At 40.8% G+C, this 18,686-nt stretch carries 18 protein-coding genes; 10 read left to right on the top strand and 8 right to left on the bottom strand.

The window, feature by feature from the left end:
- Positions 1 to 21: 21 nt before the first annotated feature.
- Positions 22 to 690: a 7-cyano-7-deazaguanine/7-aminomethyl-7-deazaguanine transporter gene (locus CYG50_RS16035; protein ID WP_102137991.1), complete on the top strand. Its 669-nt coding sequence runs from the start codon at positions 22 to 24 to the stop codon at positions 688 to 690.
- 94 nt (positions 691 to 784) lie between these two features.
- Here CYG50_RS16035 and glpC read toward each other — a convergent pair whose 3' ends face one another.
- The 3 genes from glpC to glpA are packed head-to-tail and all read right to left on the bottom strand — an operon-like array spanning position 785 to position 4,915.
- Complete coding sequence (glpC, locus tag CYG50_RS16040; RefSeq protein ID WP_102137992.1) at positions 785 to 1,978, bottom strand: anaerobic glycerol-3-phosphate dehydrogenase subunit GlpC; 1,194 nt, start codon at positions 1,976 to 1,978, stop codon at positions 785 to 787.
- A complete protein-coding gene (gene glpB, locus CYG50_RS16045; protein ID WP_102137993.1) occupies positions 1,975 to 3,270 on the bottom strand; it encodes a glycerol-3-phosphate dehydrogenase subunit GlpB in 1,296 nt (431 codons plus the stop codon). The genes glpC and glpB overlap by 4 nt, the downstream gene beginning before the upstream one ends.
- Positions 3,260 to 4,915: an anaerobic glycerol-3-phosphate dehydrogenase subunit A gene (gene glpA, locus CYG50_RS16050; protein WP_004258606.1), complete on the bottom strand. Its 1,656-nt coding sequence runs from the start codon at positions 4,913 to 4,915 to the stop codon at positions 3,260 to 3,262. Before glpA ends, glpB begins: the two co-directional genes overlap by 11 nt.
- 433 nt (positions 4,916 to 5,348) lie before the next feature.
- Here glpA and glpT point away from each other — a divergent pair, with 433 nt between their 5' ends.
- Both glpT and glpQ read left to right on the top strand, forming a co-directional pair.
- Complete coding sequence (gene glpT, locus CYG50_RS16055) at positions 5,349 to 6,698, top strand: glycerol-3-phosphate transporter (RefSeq protein ID WP_102137994.1); 1,350 nt, start codon at positions 5,349 to 5,351, stop codon at positions 6,696 to 6,698.
- Between the two features lie 103 nt (positions 6,699 to 6,801).
- Entirely contained in the window at positions 6,802 to 7,875 is a 1,074-nt protein-coding gene (gene glpQ, locus CYG50_RS16060) for a glycerophosphodiester phosphodiesterase (RefSeq protein ID WP_102137995.1), read from the top strand.
- Positions 7,876 to 7,939: 64 nt separating this feature from the next.
- On the opposite strand, the gene epmA is transcribed toward glpQ, so the two are convergent.
- Positions 7,940 to 8,917, bottom strand: coding sequence for an elongation factor P--(R)-beta-lysine ligase (gene epmA, locus CYG50_RS16065; RefSeq protein WP_102137996.1), 978 nt, complete (start codon positions 8,915 to 8,917; stop codon positions 7,940 to 7,942).
- 799 nt (positions 8,918 to 9,716) lie between these two features.
- Here epmA and frdA point away from each other — a divergent pair.
- The 4 genes from frdA to frdD are packed head-to-tail and all read left to right on the top strand — an operon-like array spanning position 9,717 to position 13,019.
- Positions 9,717 to 11,513 (top strand): fumarate reductase (quinol) flavoprotein subunit, encoded by a 1,797-nt coding sequence (gene frdA / locus CYG50_RS16070; protein WP_102137997.1) that lies wholly within the window; start codon positions 9,717 to 9,719, stop codon positions 11,511 to 11,513.
- Positions 11,506 to 12,240 carry a succinate dehydrogenase/fumarate reductase iron-sulfur subunit gene (locus CYG50_RS16075; RefSeq protein ID WP_004258616.1) on the top strand — a complete coding sequence of 245 codons (735 nt, stop codon included), beginning with the start codon at positions 11,506 to 11,508 and terminating at the stop codon, positions 12,238 to 12,240. Before frdA ends, CYG50_RS16075 begins: the two co-directional genes overlap by 8 nt.
- A 14-nt stretch (positions 12,241 to 12,254) precedes the next feature.
- Positions 12,255 to 12,650, top strand: a complete 396-nt coding sequence (gene frdC / locus CYG50_RS16080) for a fumarate reductase subunit FrdC (RefSeq protein WP_004258617.1) — start codon at positions 12,255 to 12,257, stop codon at positions 12,648 to 12,650.
- A gap of 15 nt (positions 12,651 to 12,665) precedes the next feature.
- The gene (frdD, locus tag CYG50_RS16085) at positions 12,666 to 13,019 is read left to right on the top strand and encodes a fumarate reductase subunit FrdD (protein ID WP_004258620.1); all 354 of its coding nucleotides are present in this window, start codon (positions 12,666 to 12,668) and stop codon (positions 13,017 to 13,019) included.
- A 76-nt stretch (positions 13,020 to 13,095) separates the two neighbouring features.
- Here the strand turns inward: frdD and tetR are convergent, their stop codons facing one another.
- Entirely contained in the window at positions 13,096 to 13,695 is a 600-nt protein-coding gene (gene tetR, locus CYG50_RS16090) for a tetracycline resistance transcriptional repressor TetR (protein WP_102137998.1), read from the bottom strand.
- A gap of 78 nt (positions 13,696 to 13,773) precedes the next feature.
- Here tetR and tet point away from each other — a divergent pair, with 78 nt between their 5' ends.
- Together tet and CYG50_RS16100 are read left to right on the top strand one after the other, a co-directional pair.
- Positions 13,774 to 14,976: a Tet(A)/Tet(B)/Tet(C) family tetracycline efflux MFS transporter gene (tet, locus tag CYG50_RS16095; protein WP_102137999.1), complete on the top strand. Its 1,203-nt coding sequence runs from the start codon at positions 13,774 to 13,776 to the stop codon at positions 14,974 to 14,976.
- A gap of 78 nt (positions 14,977 to 15,054) precedes the next feature.
- Positions 15,055 to 15,636: a TetR/AcrR family transcriptional regulator gene (locus CYG50_RS16100; protein WP_102138000.1), complete on the top strand. Its 582-nt coding sequence runs from the start codon at positions 15,055 to 15,057 to the stop codon at positions 15,634 to 15,636.
- 166 nt (positions 15,637 to 15,802) lie between these two features.
- Here CYG50_RS16100 and CYG50_RS16105 read toward each other — a convergent pair whose 3' ends face one another.
- Together CYG50_RS16105 and CYG50_RS16110 are read right to left on the bottom strand one after the other, a co-directional pair.
- Positions 15,803 to 16,987, bottom strand: a complete 1,185-nt coding sequence (locus tag CYG50_RS16105; protein ID WP_102138001.1) for an MFS transporter — start codon at positions 16,985 to 16,987, stop codon at positions 15,803 to 15,805.
- Between the two features lie 63 nt (positions 16,988 to 17,050).
- Positions 17,051 to 17,824 carry a hypothetical protein gene (locus CYG50_RS16110; protein ID WP_102138002.1) on the bottom strand — a complete coding sequence of 258 codons (774 nt, stop codon included), beginning with the start codon at positions 17,822 to 17,824 and terminating at the stop codon, positions 17,051 to 17,053.
- 176 nt (positions 17,825 to 18,000) lie between these two features.
- On the opposite strand from CYG50_RS16110, the gene CYG50_RS16115 reads away from it, so the two are divergent.
- On the top strand, positions 18,001 to 18,210 hold the full coding sequence (locus CYG50_RS16115) for a helix-turn-helix domain-containing protein (RefSeq protein ID WP_102138003.1): 210 nt from the start codon (positions 18,001 to 18,003) through the stop codon (positions 18,208 to 18,210).
- Positions 18,211 to 18,315: 105 nt separating this feature from the next.
- Here the strand turns inward: CYG50_RS16115 and sugE are convergent, their stop codons facing one another.
- Positions 18,316 to 18,630 (bottom strand): quaternary ammonium compound efflux SMR transporter SugE, encoded by a 315-nt coding sequence (sugE, locus tag CYG50_RS16120; RefSeq protein ID WP_102138004.1) that lies wholly within the window; start codon positions 18,628 to 18,630, stop codon positions 18,316 to 18,318.
- Between the last annotated feature and the right edge of the window lie 56 nt (positions 18,631 to 18,686).

Raw genomic sequence — 18,686 nt, forward strand, 5'->3', positions numbered from 1 at the left:
TTGTCACTAAAAAGGTACAATATGTTTAATTTTACTGCGCAGCAAAAAGCCACTGCGTTAATTTGGCTTTCGTTATTTCATATTTTAATTATTACTTCTAGTAACTACCTAGTGCAATTACCGATTAATATTTTCGGTTTCCATACCACTTGGGGTGCATTTACTTTTCCATTTATTTTCTTAGCAACTGACTTAACCGTCCGTATTTATGGCGCGCCACTTGCACGCAGAATTATCACTGCGGTTATGCTGCCGGCATTACTGATATCCTATGTTATTTCAGCATTATTTTTCCAAGGTGAATGGCAAGGCTTTACTGCATTGTCTGAATTTAACTTATTTGTCGCACGTATCGCAGCCGCTAGCTTTATGGCTTATGTCCTGGGGCAAATATTAGATGTCAGTGTTTTCAATCGATTACGTCAAAATGCACGTTGGTATGTGGCTCCTGCTTGTGCCATGTTCTTTGGTAACTTAATTGATACTATCGCGTTCTTCTTTATCGCATTTTTCCGTAGTAGCGACCCATTTATGGCCGCAAACTGGGTAGAAATTGCTTTAGTTGACTATGTCTTTAAGCTACTTATTTGTATGCTGTTTTTCTTACCTGCTTATGGTGTGCTTTTGAATTTTATCTTGAGATATTTCTTCGCAAACTCAGATAAAAAGCAGTTAGTCAATCAACACTAAAAACAAAAAAAGGAGATAGCTAAATGCTATCTCCAAATAAGATTAACTGAGCTAAAACAACAAATAACAACCCTACAATTCGATAAGTAATAGATCACAAAGCTTTTGCTAAAAGTGAGATGGGATGCTCACACTTCTTACTCGTCGACATCTCAATCTGCCACTTACACGTTTCACAATCAGTGATCACCATATCAGCACCACTTTCTTCAATTTGGCGAAATAACCCGGCACCAATACCTTGAGAAACCTCATAGTTTTCTTTTTTGAAACCATAGGTTCCTGCGATACCACAGCACTGTGAGTCTAACACTATCAGCTCAACACCGGGTACACGCTTAATTAACTCTAATGTGTAGGAGGTCCAACCCATTTTTTCCATATGGCATGGTGTATGATAAGCCACTTTTAAAGGCGTATGTTTCAGTTTGAGTTCACGCCCTTCTTCCAGTAAACGATAAATATAACGTGTTGCGAGCTCGATGTTATCCCTCATTGCAGAAGTATCAACATCAAGGACATGTGTATATTCATCACGGATAGTAAACGTACACGTTGATGAAGTTGCAACAACAGGTACACGTTTTTCAAGGATAGTTTCTTGTAATGACTCTAAATTCACATTGGCTTGGCGTTTTGCCTGTTTCATAAAGCCATTCGCAATTAACGCCACACCACAACATTTTTCACGTTTAAGTAATTGAACGCCAATGTTCATCCCATTGAAGACTTTAATTAAGTCTTTACCTAATTGAGGGTGGTTATAATTCACATAGCAACCATGGAAAAACGCAACTTGCTCTTCAAATTTAGCTTGTTCAGCGGCTTGTTTTGCATACCAACGACGGAAAGTCCCAAATGAATATTTTGGTAATTCACGGCGATGGTCTATTTTCAGTGCTTTATCAAGGATTTGACGTACAGGTTTTAACCCTGTAATCGTATTTACAACTGGTGCAAATGGCGTAGATAGCGACCCCATTAAATCGGTATGACTGAGAATTGCATCACGAATTTTCGGTTTTTGCTGGCTGTAAGTATTACGCGCACGGGCAATAATATCGCCAATTTTCACATCCGATGGGCAAGCCACTTCACAGCGCTTGCAGTTTGTACAATATTTAAGTGCCTCGTCATATAACATTGGGTCTTTTAAGCGCAAGCGCTCACCATCGGGCCCGGCTTGCTTAGGGCCTGGATACAATGGATTAACCTTTGCTACAGGGCAATAAGTGGTACACACCGTGCATTTAATACAGCTTTCAAAGCTTGCATCTTGAATACTCATTGTGCCACCTCCACCTGCATGGTTTTACTCTTAATCAGTTCATTAATGATTTCATTAGCGGCATATAATGCGCTAATTATTGATACACCCGCCCCACAACCTTGGGTGAGAGGGTCAAAACCGCCTAATACAGCGCCAGCGACATAAAGGTTTGAAATAGCGTTCCCCTCTTTTTGTGCGCGCAGCTTTTCATCAGTTTTCACGCCAAAAGCCATATAAGGTTGGGAAGCAAAAAACTCTTTGTTAGTCCATTTTGCACGTTCTGAAATTTCACACAGGTCCAATTGCATCAATGGCTCATACACACGGTCAAACTCTGCCACCAATCCATTATTGAAAAAACTCCCCGTTGCCAGAACAAAATGCTTAGCTTTTAAAGAGATGTCACCATGATTACGAGTCTGGACAGATTCAATTCGGCCATCCACACAGTTTACCGCAGTGACTTTATCACCTGGCATCACTATGCCACCTTGGCGCCGAAACTGACGCAATAACATTTCGTGTAAACGGATCCCCAATAAAGAAGGTGGAAGAGTCGGCAATAAAAATATAGGCTTACCTAAGTTCCTTTGTAATTCCTGTAAAGGTTCATCACTGTCGAGTCCGATACACGCTGGCATGAAAATCGCTTCTGCATCTGCGACCAACGGGGAAATTTCAGCTACCATTTGAGCCATGTTTTCTGGACGGTCTAACCAACGAGCAACATTAACGGCTCTAAACTCGCTCGGGTTTTCTCTTAACCGGTCTAATAATGGTAAATGCACATAGTGCGCTGTTGCTTGTAGCCCTTCACGTTGTAGCTCATCCGCAACCATTTGGGGTTGAAAATCCAAGAAACCTTCGATACCAACCACCGCAATATTGTTAGCATCCATTTTATGGTGTAAGCCAACCGTTGGAACAAATTTAGGACTAAGCCAAGTCATGCGCTTATGGCCTAGAGGTGTAATGCGATAGTGGTTTTCTTCACAAAAGCCTTTTAAATGGACTCCCGCTTGCTGCAATATCGACTGCGCCATATGCGCTAATTCAGTAACCTGCGTTTTTCCGATTAAACTATAAGGGTGAGCTGGCGACTGTTCCTTTAACGCATCAAGCATTTCTAATGGTTTTTCAGCCACTTCCCCATTAGGCAAATGGGTTAATAAATCTAAGGAGCCTGATGAAAAATGCAATGCATTTTGCCCTGCGCTAACAATTGCGCAAGATAGGCCAGACTGGGTTAAACGTATACCGCTCATTAATCCAGCCAAACCGCCGCCCATTACCACTACATCATATTTCATTATCTGCCTCCTTCTGTGCATCCTTGCCTAGTGTCGCTTCATTCATGCCACATAACCCGTGATATACCCAGCTAGTAAATTCACTTTCACGCAGCGCATCCCCCCAAGCTATTGGACGTACACCTTTCCAGCGCTCATTCAGGAAGTGACTTAATTGCTGCTCTGTTTCATGAGGCGTTGTAACATTAAAACGATTGAGTAAGCCAGCTGCGCGGCATGCACATAGCTCACCTTGGCAAGTTCCCATACCCACACGAGTACGGCGCCTTAAATCAAGCAGATTATTGACCGTCAATGAATTCACGGCATAACGCACCTCACCCGCAGTAACGGCTTCACACTCACAAACTAAACTTTTATCGAGCCTATCCGTACTGAGAATTGCAGAAGCTCTGTCACCATGGCGATAAACCGCAGAGCCACGAATAGGGGCTGGGATAGAAACAACATTACGTAAGGCTTCTTCTGCGCTATGCTGCGACCCCGGTAATGGGGCTTCTGCTGTTGTACATTTGGCGCTGTGACCAAGTTTTTCGCAAACTTTATCTGTCGCCCATTCCGCCATCAGGCGATAAGTCATCAACTTACCCCCTGTAATGGTGATAAAACCTTCTAAGCCATCGCGTTTAGCATGGTCTAACAACACAATACCGCGGCTTACGTTACGCCCTGATGGGTCATCATCACTAGCAACTAATGGTCGAACGCCTGCATATGCACGTAAAATGCGCGTTGTCGCAAGTGCAGGAGACAACATCGAACCTTCGCGAATCAGAATATCCACCTCTTCAGGGGTGACATACATATTATCAATTTGGTCATATTCAATATGAGTCGACGTGGTCCCAATCAGGGAAATCGTATCGCCGGGAACCAAAATATCGGCATCTGCAGGTTTACGGCAGCGGTTTATCACCATATTGTTCAAACGGTGACCTAAAATTAATAGTGCCCCTTTCGCAGGGAACATTTTAATTTTTAATTCGCCATATTCTGCAATTTTCTGCCCCCAGATCCCGCCCGCATTGACGACAATTTCTGCGTAAATATCATATTGTTTCTTAGCATGATGATCATATACCGTCACACCGCGTACCGTATCACCATCACGAATTAAGCCAATAACTTCATGATAAGTTAACACTTTTGCGCCATGCTCTCTGGCATCTAACATATTTGCCGCAGTTAAACGGAATGGGTCAACCGTACCATCAGGAACACGAACCGCACCAATTAAATGCGGGTTAACGGAAGGTTCAAGGCGAATAGCCTCTTTAGGGTCAATCGCAGTCGCATCAATACCTGCCGCTTGGCAGGCCGTAATGAATTGCTGCTGATATTCTAAGCTGTCTTCAGGAAGAGTAATAAACAAACCGTCCGTTCGTTCAATACAATGATGTGCGATACGCTTTAAAATTTTGTTCTCTTCGATACATTCTCTGGCAGATTCACCATCTGTGACGGCATAACGCGCGCCACTATGCAGTAATCCATGGTTACGTCCTGTCGCGCCAGTCGCAATATCATGTCTTTCGAGTAAAACGGTTCTTAGGCCTCGGCGAGCGCAGTCACGAGCGACTCCTGCACCTGTTGCGCCACCACCGATAATGATGACATCCGTTTCAGTCACAGATGAGCCATTCATGTCGCATTCCTCACATTAATAAACGTTTCTATAATAAATAAGTATAGGTTCTATTTTTATAATCTATTATTAAATATAGCCCAGAAACGCGATCAATGTTTGATAAGGAACAAAAACGAAAGTAATTGCGACATTTTTAGCACCTCAAAGAACAAAATCGTGATGAAAATCACAAAATAATTAACATTTCCAGTTCCATTCTATTCACAAATGTCATTTACTATGCAACTTCATAAACAAAATCAATAATTGTGCGTTAGATTACAGATAAATTGTTTTTTAACGACTACAATTTAGAGCAATTAAGAAAATAAAGACTCTTAAATTACTCGAATACTTTCGTTTTTGTTACTTCACCAATAATAAACACTCAATATCTCTGAAACAGAGAATGGAAGTGTAAATAAAAATTAGCATGCCATCGGAGGCGTATATGTTAAGCATTTTTAAACCAGCACCTCATATAGAGAGGCTGCCAGCTGATAAGGTAGATCCTGTCTATCGTAAGCTTCGTTGGCAGATCTTCATGGGTATTTTCTTTGGTTACGCAGCGTATTATCTAGTCCGAAAGAACTTTGCGTTAGCGATGCCATATCTTGTTGAACAAGGTTTCTCTAAAGGTGACCTTGGTTTCGCATTATCAGGGATCTCAATTGCTTACGGATTTTCTAAATTTATCATGGGGTCGTTTTCCGACCGTGCAAACCCGCGCTATTTCTTACCCGCAGGTTTGATTCTTGCCTCCGTAGTGATGTTAGTCATGGGATTCGTACCATGGGCAACATCAAGCATCATGGTAATGTTCGTATTACTGTTCCTTTGTGGTTGGTTCCAAGGTATGGGTTGGCCTCCTTGTGGACGTACCATGGTTCACTGGTGGTCACAAAAAGAACGTGGTGGTATCGTTTCGGTTTGGAACTGTGCGCACAACGTCGGTGGTGGTATCCCTCCATTACTGTTCATGTTAGGTATGGCATGGTTTAACGACTGGAAAGCTGCGCTGTATATGCCTGCATTGGCTGCTATTCTAGTTGCAATCATTGCATTTGCGTTAATGCGCGATACCCCGCAATCTTGTGGTCTTCCTCCAATTGAAGAGTACAAAAACGACTATCCAACAGACTATAAAGCATCCGATGAAGAAGAATTAACTGCAAAAGAAATCTTCATGAAGTATGTTTTCCCTAACAAACTGTTATGGATGATTGCGATTGCGAACGTGTTCGTTTACTTACTGCGTTATGGTGTTTTGGACTGGTCTCCAACTTACCTGCGTGAAGTTAAACACTTCGCAATGGATAAATCTTCATGGGCTTACTTCTTATATGAATACGCAGGTATCCCAGGTACGTTACTGTGTGGTTGGATGTCGGATAAAGTCTTCCGCGGTAACCGTGGAGCCACTGGTGTGTTCTTCATGGTTCTGGTAACCATCGCAACTATCGTGTTCTGGATGAACCCAGCCGGTAACCCAAATGTTGATATGGCATGTATGTTGATCATCGGTTTCTTAATCTATGGTCCTGTTATGTTGATTGGTTTACACGCTCTTGAACTTGCACCGAAAAAAGCAGCAGGTACCGCCGCAGGATTCACAGGCTTGTTCGGCTACCTCGGTGGTTCTGTCGCAGCAAGTGCTATCGTTGGTTATACCGTAGACTACTTCGGTTGGGACGGTGGCTTCGCAGTCATGATCGGTGGTTCAGCATTGGCTGTTGTTCTACTGTTTATCGTCATGTTGAGCGAAAGCAAACATAAACGTGAATTAGCAAACTCACAATAAACATTCATTAAATGTTCATTGTTAATCGCTAGACTCGTGGGCTATATCAAAAAATGATATAGCCCATTTTTTTACCCAAATAAAGTGCCAAGGAGATATAATCATGAGCTTTCCATTAAAAACATTGGTGGCTAGTATGGTTTTAGTGATGTCAGTGTCTGCTGTAGCTCAAGCTTCAAGTAAAGTTGTCATTGCACATCGTGGTGCAAGTGGTTACTTACCGGAACATACCTTACCTGCAAAAGCAATGGCTTACGCACAAGGTGCTGATTTTCTTGAGCAAGATTTAGTTATGACGAAAGATAACGAGCTCGTGGTCTTACATGACCATTATCTCGATCGCGTGACTGATGTTGCTGAACGTTTCCCTGACCGCGCGCGTAAAGATGGCCGTTATTATGCGATTGACTTTACCCTTGATGAAATCAAATCACTCAATTTTACAGAAGGATTTGATATTGTTGATGGTAAAAAAGTCCAAAGCTATCCGAACCGCTTCCCGATGGGCAAATCAGATTTCCGCGTTCATACTTTCCAAGAAGAGATTGAATTTGTTCAAGGATTAAACAAATCAACGGGTAAAAATATTGGTATCTACCCAGAAATTAAAGCCCCTTGGTTCCACCAGCAAGAAGGCAAAGATATCACCAAGAAAACACTCGAAGTTCTTAAAGAATATGGTTACACCACCAAGGATTCCAACGTTTATCTACAATCATTTGACCCAAATGATCTAAAACGTATTAAAAATACCTTGATGCCTGAAATGGGAATGGATCTTAAATTAGTTCAGTTGATTGCTTACACCGATTGGAACGAAACTCAAGAGCAAAAACCTGACGGAACTTGGGTTAACTACAATTACGATTGGATGATGAAACCGGGTGCCATGAAAGAAATTGCAACCTATGCAGATGGTATTGGCCCTGATTATCATATGCTAATTAGTGAAGAATCTACGCCAACTAACATCAAAGTGAATGGCATGGTCAAAGAAGCCCATGAAAATAAAATGGCGGTTCACCCGTTCACTATTCGTGTTGATAAGCTGCCAAAATACGCCAAAGATGGGCAACAGCTTTATGACATCATTTATAACCAAGCTGATGTCGATGGCGCCTTTACAGACTTCCCTGACTTAGGGGTTAAGTTCTTAGAACAACAGAAACAAAAATAGTTTTCTGCACCAAAAACAATAATGCAGCCAAATGGCTGCATTATTTTCAAGTTAGGCGTATTAGTTAAGCGATAGTGACAGGGAATGCGATCACATCACTGATTTTATCTGCATTTAAAGCAATCATAATCAACCTATCAACCCCAACAGCGACACCAGAACAATCAGGTAAACCATGCTCTAAAGCCGCAAGTAAGTGCTCATCAATAGGTGCAGTAGGTAACCCCATTGTCACGCGTTTACGGTTGTCTTGTTCAAATCGCTGGCGCTGTTCGCTTGCATCGGTGAGTTCATGGAAACCATTCGCCAGTTCCATTCCTTTATAATACACCTCAAAACGCTCAGCAACACGATGATCTTCCGAGCTAATTACAGCAAGAGAAGCTTGGGTAGCAGGGAAATGATACACCACCACAGGCTTTTCTTTACCGATATGAGGCTCAACACCCATGGTAAATAACAGCTGTAGCAAGGTATCTTTATCTTCTTCGTGATCCGCGATATTGCTTAAATCTAAACGAGCAGCAACCTCACGTAATTCACTTTTCTCAGCAGACAATGGGTCAATATCCAAATAACGTAAAAACGCTTGCTGATAAGAAAGTAGCTCCGCACTCTCGCACTCTAAGACTTGTTGCAGTAAGTCATCCACTTCATTAATCAAGCGATACATATCAAAATGCGGACGGTACCACTCTAACATGGTAAATTCAGGATTATGATGCCGCCCTGCTTCTTCATTTCTAAAGCTACGACCTAGCTGATAGATAGGCCCACTACCTGCTGCTAATAAACGTTTCATGTGGTATTCAGGGCTAGTCATTAAATATAAATTAATGCCTTGTGCCGCACCTGGGCCCACAAAACGCGTTGCAAATGGAACAAGATGAACGTCAGTGACTGTAGCCTGACTCATTGCGGGGGTTTCGACTTCAAGTACACAGCGATCAGTAAAAAAACGTCTGATTTCCGCAATTATTTTTGCGCGCTGTAACAGGTTAGCGATGGGGGCGGTTGGCTGCCAATTCGCTATATCACTCATTAAGATGACTCCAAAATAAACTTAGTCGTGCAGTGTACCCACCTCACTTGCAACACACAATGCATTTACACTGATAAAGCGCATTTATCTGAGCGTCAGCGCTTGTAACTGTCGACATAATGAGTAAGTAGGGATAGCCTGATTATCCCTTGCTTTATACGATTAGGCAAAGCCTTTGCTTTTAGCTTTACATAAGCTGATGGGAAGACGTAAAGAAAACAGCCTAAAACATGATTATTTCTTATATTATGTGACATAGCTGTTACTAAAAAAGCGAAACGATTCGCTTTCTCAATCTATTTTAAAATTTTCTCTTCGAAATTGAACTTCCTCTAAAAATAAACAGTGAGACTCCTCGCAAATTAGCATTCAATATGAATGAAACTCTTCAGCTATAATAATAGTATTATTCACTTATTATTGGTAAAACCTGACTAATTCCCTTGGTTTTATACGCTAAGATTTTATGTAAATTTAATGATAATTATTTGAAATTCCTTTTTATTCGATGTTAACAGCCTAGAAAATCGAGTAATGTAAAAACAATTTACAAAAAGAAGATCTACCTCACACTTTATAGCTAAATTTGGCCAAAACCCCCCTCTATATCAAATTTATCTTGAGTACTATTCGCTATAATTCACAGCATGATAAGTCATTATTAGCTATTATATTATTTACTATTAAAAAACAGATATTTCGGAGTTTAGCTTTAAGTTGAACTGAAAATGACATAGCTAATTATCAAAAGTATTTAAAAGAATTTATCAATTTTACACTTGAACAATGGAGAAGCGCAGTGCAAACCTTCAATGCCGATTTAGCGATTATCGGGGCCGGGGGCGCAGGCTTACGTGCAGCAATTGCTGCCGCTGAAGCAAATCCCAATATCAAGATTGCTCTGGTCTCAAAAGTATACCCAATGCGTAGTCACACCGTGGCCGCAGAGGGGGGATCAGCAGCAGTTACTCAGGCTCATGACTCCTATGACTATCATTTTAATGATACTGTAGCTGGTGGGGACTGGCTGTGTGAGCAAGATGTCGTCGATTATTTCGTCGAACACTGCCCAACAGAAATGACCCAACTAGAACTATGGGGCTGCCCGTGGAGCCGTAAACCAGATGGTTCAGTTAACGTTCGCCGCTTTGGTGGGATGAAAATTGAGCGTACGTGGTTTGCTGCTGATAAAACTGGCTTCCACATGCTCCATACCCTGTTCCAAACTTCATTAAAATACCCACAAATTCAACGTTTTGACGAACACTTTGTCCTCGATATCATTGTTGATGAAGGCCAAGTCCGTGGTCTTGTCGCGTTAAATATGATGGAAGGAACAAAAGTCCAAATCCGTGCGAATTCTATCGTCATGGCAACGGGCGGTGCTGGACGTGTTTATCGCTATAATACCAATGGCGGTATTGTAACCGGTGATGGGATGGGAATGGCATTCCGTCATGGTGTTCCTTTACGTGACATGGAATTCGTTCAGTATCACCCAACAGGTCTTCCTGGCTCTGGTATCTTAATGACCGAAGGTTGTCGTGGTGAGGGCGGGATCCTTGTCAATAAAGACGGCTATCGCTATCTGCAAGACTACGGAATGGGACCTGAAACTCCACTGGGTAAACCTGAAAATAAATATATGGAACTGGGTCCACGTGACAAAGTTTCCCAAGCGTTCTGGCACGAATGGCGTGCAGGCCGCACTATCAGTACCCACCGCGGTGATGTTGTTTACTTAGATCTTCGCCACCTTGGCGCAGAAAAACTGCATGAACGTTTACCATTTATTTGTGAGTTGGCGAAAGCCTACGTGGGGGTTGACCCAGTAACAGACCCAATTCCTGTTCGCCCAACCGCTCACTACACCATGGGTGGTATCGAAACGGATCAACGCACAGAAACACGTATCAAAGGCCTATTTGCTGTCGGTGAATGTTCTTCTGTTGGCTTGCACGGTGCAAACCGTTTAGGTTCTAACTCATTAGCTGAATTAGTGGTATTTGGTCGCCTAGCAGGTGAAGAAGCCGCTCGCCATGCTGCTGAAGCAACACCAGCTAATGCAAATGCTATCGAAGCCCGTACCCGTGATATCGAAGCTGACCTTAGTAAACTCATGAACCAAAAAGGGAAAGAGAGCTGGTCGAAAATCCGTGATGAGATGGGTATTTCAATGGAAGAAGGCTGCGGTATCTACCGTACTCCTGAATTAATGCAAAAAACCGTTGATAAAATTGCTGAACTGAAAGAACGCTTCAAACACGTCGAAATTACCGACCATAGCAGCGTATTTAATACTGACCTACTGTACACCATTGAATTAGGCTTTGGCCTTGATGTGGCTGAATGTATGGCTCACTCTGCAATCAACCGTAAAGAATCACGTGGTGCACACCAACGTCTCGATGAAGGCTGTACTGAGCGTGATGATGTGAATTTCCTTAAACATACTTTGGCATTCTATAACCCAGAGGGCTCCCCTCGTTTAGAATACAGTGACGTGAAAATCACGAAATCTCAGCCAGCTAAACGTGTTTACGGTGCCGAAGCTGAAGCTCAAGATAAGGCGAAGAAGGAGCAAGCTAATGGATGATATGAAACACCTAAAAATGGAGATCATGCGTTACAATCCAGAAACGGATAGTGAGCCCCATTTGGTGACGTATGATGTCCCTTACGACGAGCAAACTTCTTTGTTAGATGCGTTAGGCTATATCAAAGATAACCTCGCTCCAGACCTGTCTTACCGCTGGTCTTGTCGTATGGCGATTTGTGGTTCTTGTGGCATGATGGTCGATAAAGTACCTAAACTGGCTTGTAAAACATTCCTGCGTGAATACCCGCAAGGCATGAAAGTTGAGCCATTAGGTAACTTCCCAATCGAGCGCGACCTTGTTGTTGATATGACTCACTTTATCGAGCGTTTAGAAGCGATCAAACCGTATATTATCGGTAATGACCGTAAACCTTCTGAAGGCCCGAATAAGCAAACGCCTGCCCAGATGGCGAAATACCATCAGTTCTCAGGCTGTATCAACTGTGGTCTGTGCTATGCAGCTTGCCCACAATTTGGACTGAATCCAGAATTCATCGGTCCAGCCGCTATCACATTGGCAGAGCGCTACAATTTAGATAACCGAGACCATGGTGCGAAAGAACGCATGACCTTGTTAAATGGTGACAATGGTGTCTGGAGCTGTACGTTTGTAGGCTACTGCTCTGAAGTCTGTCCTAAGCATGTCGACCCTGCGGGCGCGATCCAACAAGGTAAAGTTGCCAGTGCGCAAGACTTTGTTATCGCCATGCTGAAGCCACGATAAGGAGAATTGAAGTCATGACAACGAAACGTAAACCCTATGTTAGGGAAATGAAGGGCGACTGGTGGCAAAAGTTGGGTTTTTACCGCTTTTACATCATGCGTGAAAGTACTTCAGTCCTTCAAGTTTGGTTCAGTATTTTAGTCCTGTATGGGGTATTTGCGCTGAAAAGTGGCCCTGAATCATGGGCGGGTTTTGTTGGGTTCTTAAGTAACCCAATCATTCTTATCATTAACATTATTACTTTGGCGGCAACACTATTGCACACCACTACGTGGTTCAATCTTGCACCAAAAGCCGTCAGTATTATTGTAAAAGATAAGAAAATGTCTGATGAGCCTATTGTTAAAGGCTTCTGGGCTCTCACGATTGTTGTTACTGCGGCAATCTTAGCAATCGCATTGTTATTTTAATCTAAGGAGAATCTGATGAATCTAACGCCTAAACGTTCCGATGAGCCGATTTTCTGGGGGTTATTTGGTGCTGGTGGTATGTGGAGTGCCGTGATTGGCCCTGCTATTATCATTCTGTTAGGGATTTTAATTCCTCTCGGCGTTGCACCAGAAATGCTGAGCTATGAGCGTATTATGGCATTTAGCCAAAGCTTTATCGGCCGCGTATTCTTATTACTGATGATTATTTTGCCAGTATGGTGTGGTATGCACCGTATCCACCATACTTTGCACGACTTTAAAATCCATGTCCCAGCGACAAAATGGGTTTTCTATGGCGGCTCAGCAATCATCAGCGTTATTGCAATTATCGGTGTATTCACACTGTAAATAATTCAATTACACATTATTTTAATACAAGGTATGGCAGCAATGGCCATACCTTTTCTTTTTTAGAGCTTAAAAACTATTGCTTAAAGCCTCGAATAAGTGATTCTAAACCAAATAAAAAAGCGGCCGTTCCATCATCATTATCCATGATGTGTATCGCCTGCTTTAATAACAATGGCATTGAGCTATCTTGTTCTACATCCCGCTCACTGATTGCGGCAATATGTTCTTGCTGTTCTAGCACCGAACCTAACGTAAAATGCCCCACCGCGCTAATTGCATATAAACCGTTTTGTAATGAAAAACCGTTATCAACCATAAACTGTAATTGTTTTTCCACAGTTGCATATTGCTCTGAACTTGGGCGAGTCCCCAAATGTACCTTTGCCCCATCACGATAGCTAAGTAAGGCACGGCGAAAACTTAATGCATTATGACGCAAAAATTCCTGCCACGTTTCCCCCTCGGCAGGTAATGGGTGGTCATGGTGCCGTTTTAGCATTTCAACCGATAATGCATCTAACAGTGTGCGCTTATTCTTCACATGCCAATACAGTGTAGGCTGCTCAACGCCCAGTTTTTGGGCCAATTTTCGAGTTGTCAGCCCTTCCATTCCCACTTCATTCAGCAAGTCTAATGCAGCACTAATAATGGTTTCTCTATCCAGCCTTGCCATATTGCTCCCCTATTTTTATTGACACTCTATCACTGATAGGGATATATTCCAACTCTATCACTGATAGAGAAATCAATTATGAATAAGTTTGCGATCACCGCTTTAACGATCACCGCCCTAGATGCCATGGGGATCGGCTTGATCATGCCTGTTTTGCCAGCCTTACTTCGTGAGTATGTAACAATAGAACATTTGGCAAACCACTACGGCATCTTATTGGCCCTGTATGCCGTCATGCAGGTGTTTTTTGCTCCAATACTGGGAAAATGGTCCGATAAATTCGGTCGCAGAGCTATCTTACTGCTTTCCCTTGCGGGAGCCGCTCTAGACTATACTTTACTGGCTTTATCCAGCTCACTTTGGATACTGTATTTAGGCCGCTTAATTTCAGGGATCACCGGAGCAACAGGCGCTGTTGCCGCTTCTATTATTGCTGACAACACTGCCCCGCAAGAGCGTACAAAATGGTTTGGGCGACTAGGTGCAGCATTTGGTGTTGGCCTAATCGCTGGCCCTGCGATTGGCGGCTTTGCAGGGCAATTCTCTCCACACTTACCTTTTGTTATTGCAGCCGCCTTGAACGCGTGCTCTTTTGTCGTGATCTTGCTTATTTTTAAAGATCAAAACAGACGTGCTATACAGAATGCTCAAAATGAAACTGTAGAGCAGCCGGTTTCCTTCATACGGCTGATAAAACCTGTCATTATGCTCCTTTTTGTCTTTTTTATGGCGCAGCTAATTGGCCAGATCCCTGCAACAACTTGGGTGTTATTTACCGAAAGTCGCTTTCAATGGGACAGTATGCAAGTTGGGTTATCTCTGGCGGGTTTAGGCGTCATGCATGCCCTATTTCAAGCCTTTATTGCCGGGGCGATAGCCAAAAAATTCAATGAAAAAGTGACAATTATTGTCGGTTTTATCGCAGATGGCACCGCATTCATTATTTTGTCATTACTCACTGAGGGTTGGATGATTTTCCCTACATTAATTTTGCTCGCCGGTGGCAGTATTGCGTTACCCGCGCTACAAGGGTTAATGTCCGCTCAAGTTAATCAAGCTAACCAAGGCAAACTACAAGGAATATTGGTGAGTCTAACCAATACTACGGGGGTAATTGGTCCATTATTATTTAGCTTTATTTTTGGCCTTACACTGGCAAACTGGGATGGCTGGGTGTGGCTAATTGGAGCAACAATGTATGTTTTCTTGATCGCATTTAGTTTATCTTTTCATAAAAGCGACAGCTCGATAGTTGAAACAGCAAAACTACCGGGGAGTTAAGTTTTAGCATATCAATATTAAGTGCTATGATACCCTTATCAGATTTGCTTTTGGAACATGACGTTAAGAGATATTTCAATGACAATACAACCTAAAAAGCCAAGAACGAAACCTGCGGAAGAAAGGCTAGATGACCTGATGAATGCAGCAGAAAAACTCTTTCTTTCCAAAGGATTTGTTAATACAACTGTCAGCGAAATTGTCTTATCTGCCGATGTTGCAAAAGGGACTTTTTATCACTATTTCCAGTCAAAAAATGACATTATGGAAGCCTTACGCTCTCGCTATATGGACTGGTATTTAGGCCACATTCAATCCGCTGTAGACTCACAAAAAAGTGCATCTGCCAAACTCAAATCATGGTGTGAAAATAGCGTCAAATACTATGTTGAAAAACAAAACATTCACGACATGCTATTTCACGACGAATACCACGGGCGCAGTAATGACCATGAAACCCGTGCAGTTGAACAAATTAAAGCTATTCTAGCTTTCGGTGAACAAAACAAAGCGTGGCCAGAATTACCCCAAGAATTGATAGCGACAATGATTTACCACTCCATGCATGCTGCTGTTGATAATTTAGCTAATAGCACCGAGTATAATCAACAGACTCTGGGCGAAATCCTATACCAACGTTTTAGCCAGTTGATCAAGTAACACTTTTCATTGTTAGTACTTCTTATTGCTACTTTTTATCCGCAAAACATTTGTATAGCTAATAGAGCAGACATCTTATATTTTATTACTGCCATTCTACCTACTGTAGACCTATCATTTATGAAGATTTAATCCCCCTAAGGGGGGAATTAAATCATGACTGACACTAAACAGGATTTGGTTTTGGCAACCAAGTCGAAATAAAGTAAGAAAGCCCACAACCCGCAATAAATAACCCAACATAGCCTAAGTTAAAGTGACTTAAATAACTAACAATCAGAGGGGTGATCCCACCGATAGATGCAGCTGCACTGTTATAACCCACTCCTAATATTGTTGCCTGCCCATTAGATTTATCCATCAGCACTGCTGATAAATTACACAATATCATTGCTGAATATGTGGACATAACAACTTGAGCTAAAAAAACCAGAAGTAAATTATCTATTTGTAGTAAAAAATAAAGGGGTACTGAAAACAATACCATCCCAATAACTCCCATATTAAAAACAGATTTAGCCGAACTATACTTATCTGTTAACCAACCACATATCATCATAAAAACTAACAATAAACCGGATGAGAATATTTCATAAAAATTTTTTATCTCGTCTATCTTTAATTGTTGAATAATTAGTGAAGTTGACAAATTTTGAGAGTAAAAAGTGACAGTCCCAGGGATGGTAAATAAAAATACCCAAAAAACATGGTACCAGCTGAACATTGTTTTTTTGTTCAAATCATTTTTATAATCTGGTAATTTAGCTCTAAACCAAAAGCTAATTAAAATATTAATTAAACCAATTAATAATGGGATCCTCCACCCAATTGACTGCATAGTATCTTCAGATAACGTATTCTTTAGAATGAAAACGATAACTAATGATGCAATGACCCCACATAAAGAGCTACCAACAATAATTGACGAAACTCTAGATTGAATATTTCCATCTAAATCCTTAAATAAATACGTAATTAGAGAAGGAAACTCACCTGCGAAACTAAAAGAAAGAGCCAATTGTAAAATTAATATTGCTAATGGCGTATAGTCACCTAATAATTCAATGGGTAACAGTGCCATCATTAATGTTGCCGTGCCGGTTATCATACTTGTTAATATCAAAGCAGATTTTTTTCCTACCGTATCAGCGTACCGGCCGATAACATACCCTCCTAGTGGGCGAATTAAAAAACGTAATGCAAAAATCCCCCATACCATTTCCGTAGCTTGGGAATAACCTAATTTAGTTAATTCCATACTTAAATAAGTGGATATAGCTGCAAAAACAGCAATATCATAGTATTCCAAAGCATTACCAGCGACTGCACCAAATCTAAATTTCCATTTCATTTTGATATTTACATCCATTTAAAAATGATAAAGTATTTTAATTATTTAAATATATATTTAAATTTAAGGATAGCTTACTAAGGTTTCTAAACAGGCTAGTGTAATTCCATTTTCCTTTAATGCCATAAATAGACCACTAGAAGAAGCATGTGGACAACCAAGTTTTTCTTTAATTCTTTGAATTCTCTTATGTTCACACACTTCAGAACAACCTTGTATGTAGCTAATTTCTTTTACTTTACAATGTGATAATAATAACCTAATAGTAACAACCTCTTTTCGGGTGAAATGAATATTCCCAAACCGCATGTATTGATGCATATCTAAAATCTCGGTTTCTTTTTCATTATCATCCAGATTGTTTTCTACCAATAACTCTATATTCTCTCTTAGTGGTAAATAATCATCATTTGATTTCCATATACCATGTGCGTAATCAGCAATTGTAGGACGACATTTATATATTGCGAGCATCTCCTTCACTGAAAGTTTTCTTTTTGAATTAATTGAGGTTATTTCATATACACTTCCATATTTGGTACAAAAATCCACCTTCAACTCATTCTTTTTCGTTCTCAATAAAGTTTCCATATAAGCTTTAGAGTAATTATTCCAATATTGTATCCCTGATGATAACCGCTCACTCATTAGTTTATCTAAATCAGCATCCCAATAAACCAACAGCCATTCATAGTTATTCGAAATAATGTTAACCTTTTTATTACTAACATCAACCCTAGAAAAAGAAAGATCAATATCATTCCAGTCAAAATAATTAGAGAATATATCTTTCAAATCAGCACAAGATTTTTCTAAAAAAACATTCTTAACATCCATAATAAATCCTTTTAAGTTTAAAAATGATTAACATCAAGAGACGTATCTTTATCATAGGATGAAAAACATTCAAAGTATTATTTAATGAGACTATTAAATGTAGGGCTAATAACTTTATATTAATATGAAATAAAAATTCAAATTAAATTATTAAACAAACAATAATTGGAGATAAAATGAAAAAAGATTGGCATTCAGCTGATATTATTGCAGCGATAAAGAAAAAAGGCTCTTCTCTTTCTCAAATATCACGGCAAGCAGGATTAAACTCATCAACATTAAATAATGCCCTTTCAAGACGTTGGCCTAAAGGAGAAAGAATTATTGCTGAATTTTTGGATATACCGGCATCTGAAATTTGGCCATCGCGTTATAACGAAAAATAATATAAAAATAGTTTTCTCTATGCCCAAAATATCAAAAAATGCGGGTAACTTTCTCTGCTACCCGCTTATTATTTATTTTTAATTAAAAAACACTTAATTTGAAAGCTAACTTGATACTTTTAAGCCAATTAGCCCTGTAATAATCAAGGCAAGGCTTAATAAGCGAAACATATTCGCTGATTCCCCAAGGAAAATAATCCCAACAATTGCCGTACCCACTGCACCAATACCTGTCCAAATTGCATAAGCGGTGCCGACAGGCAAATCACGCATGGCATAAGCCAATAGCCCCATACTCGCAATAATAGCGATAATAGTGATGATACTTGGCGTTAAGCGGGTAAAACCATGGCTGTATTTTAACCCTACAGCCCATACTACTTCTAATAAACCTGCAAATAAAAGGACTACCCAAGCCATGGCTGGTTGCTCCCGTTAATTCATCGGGGTCGTCCCCATATTTAAATGACGTTATT

It is taken from the genome of Providencia huaxiensis (genome assembly GCF_002843235.3).
GTDB classification, from domain to species: Bacteria; Pseudomonadota; Gammaproteobacteria; order Enterobacterales; family Enterobacteriaceae; genus Providencia; species Providencia huaxiensis.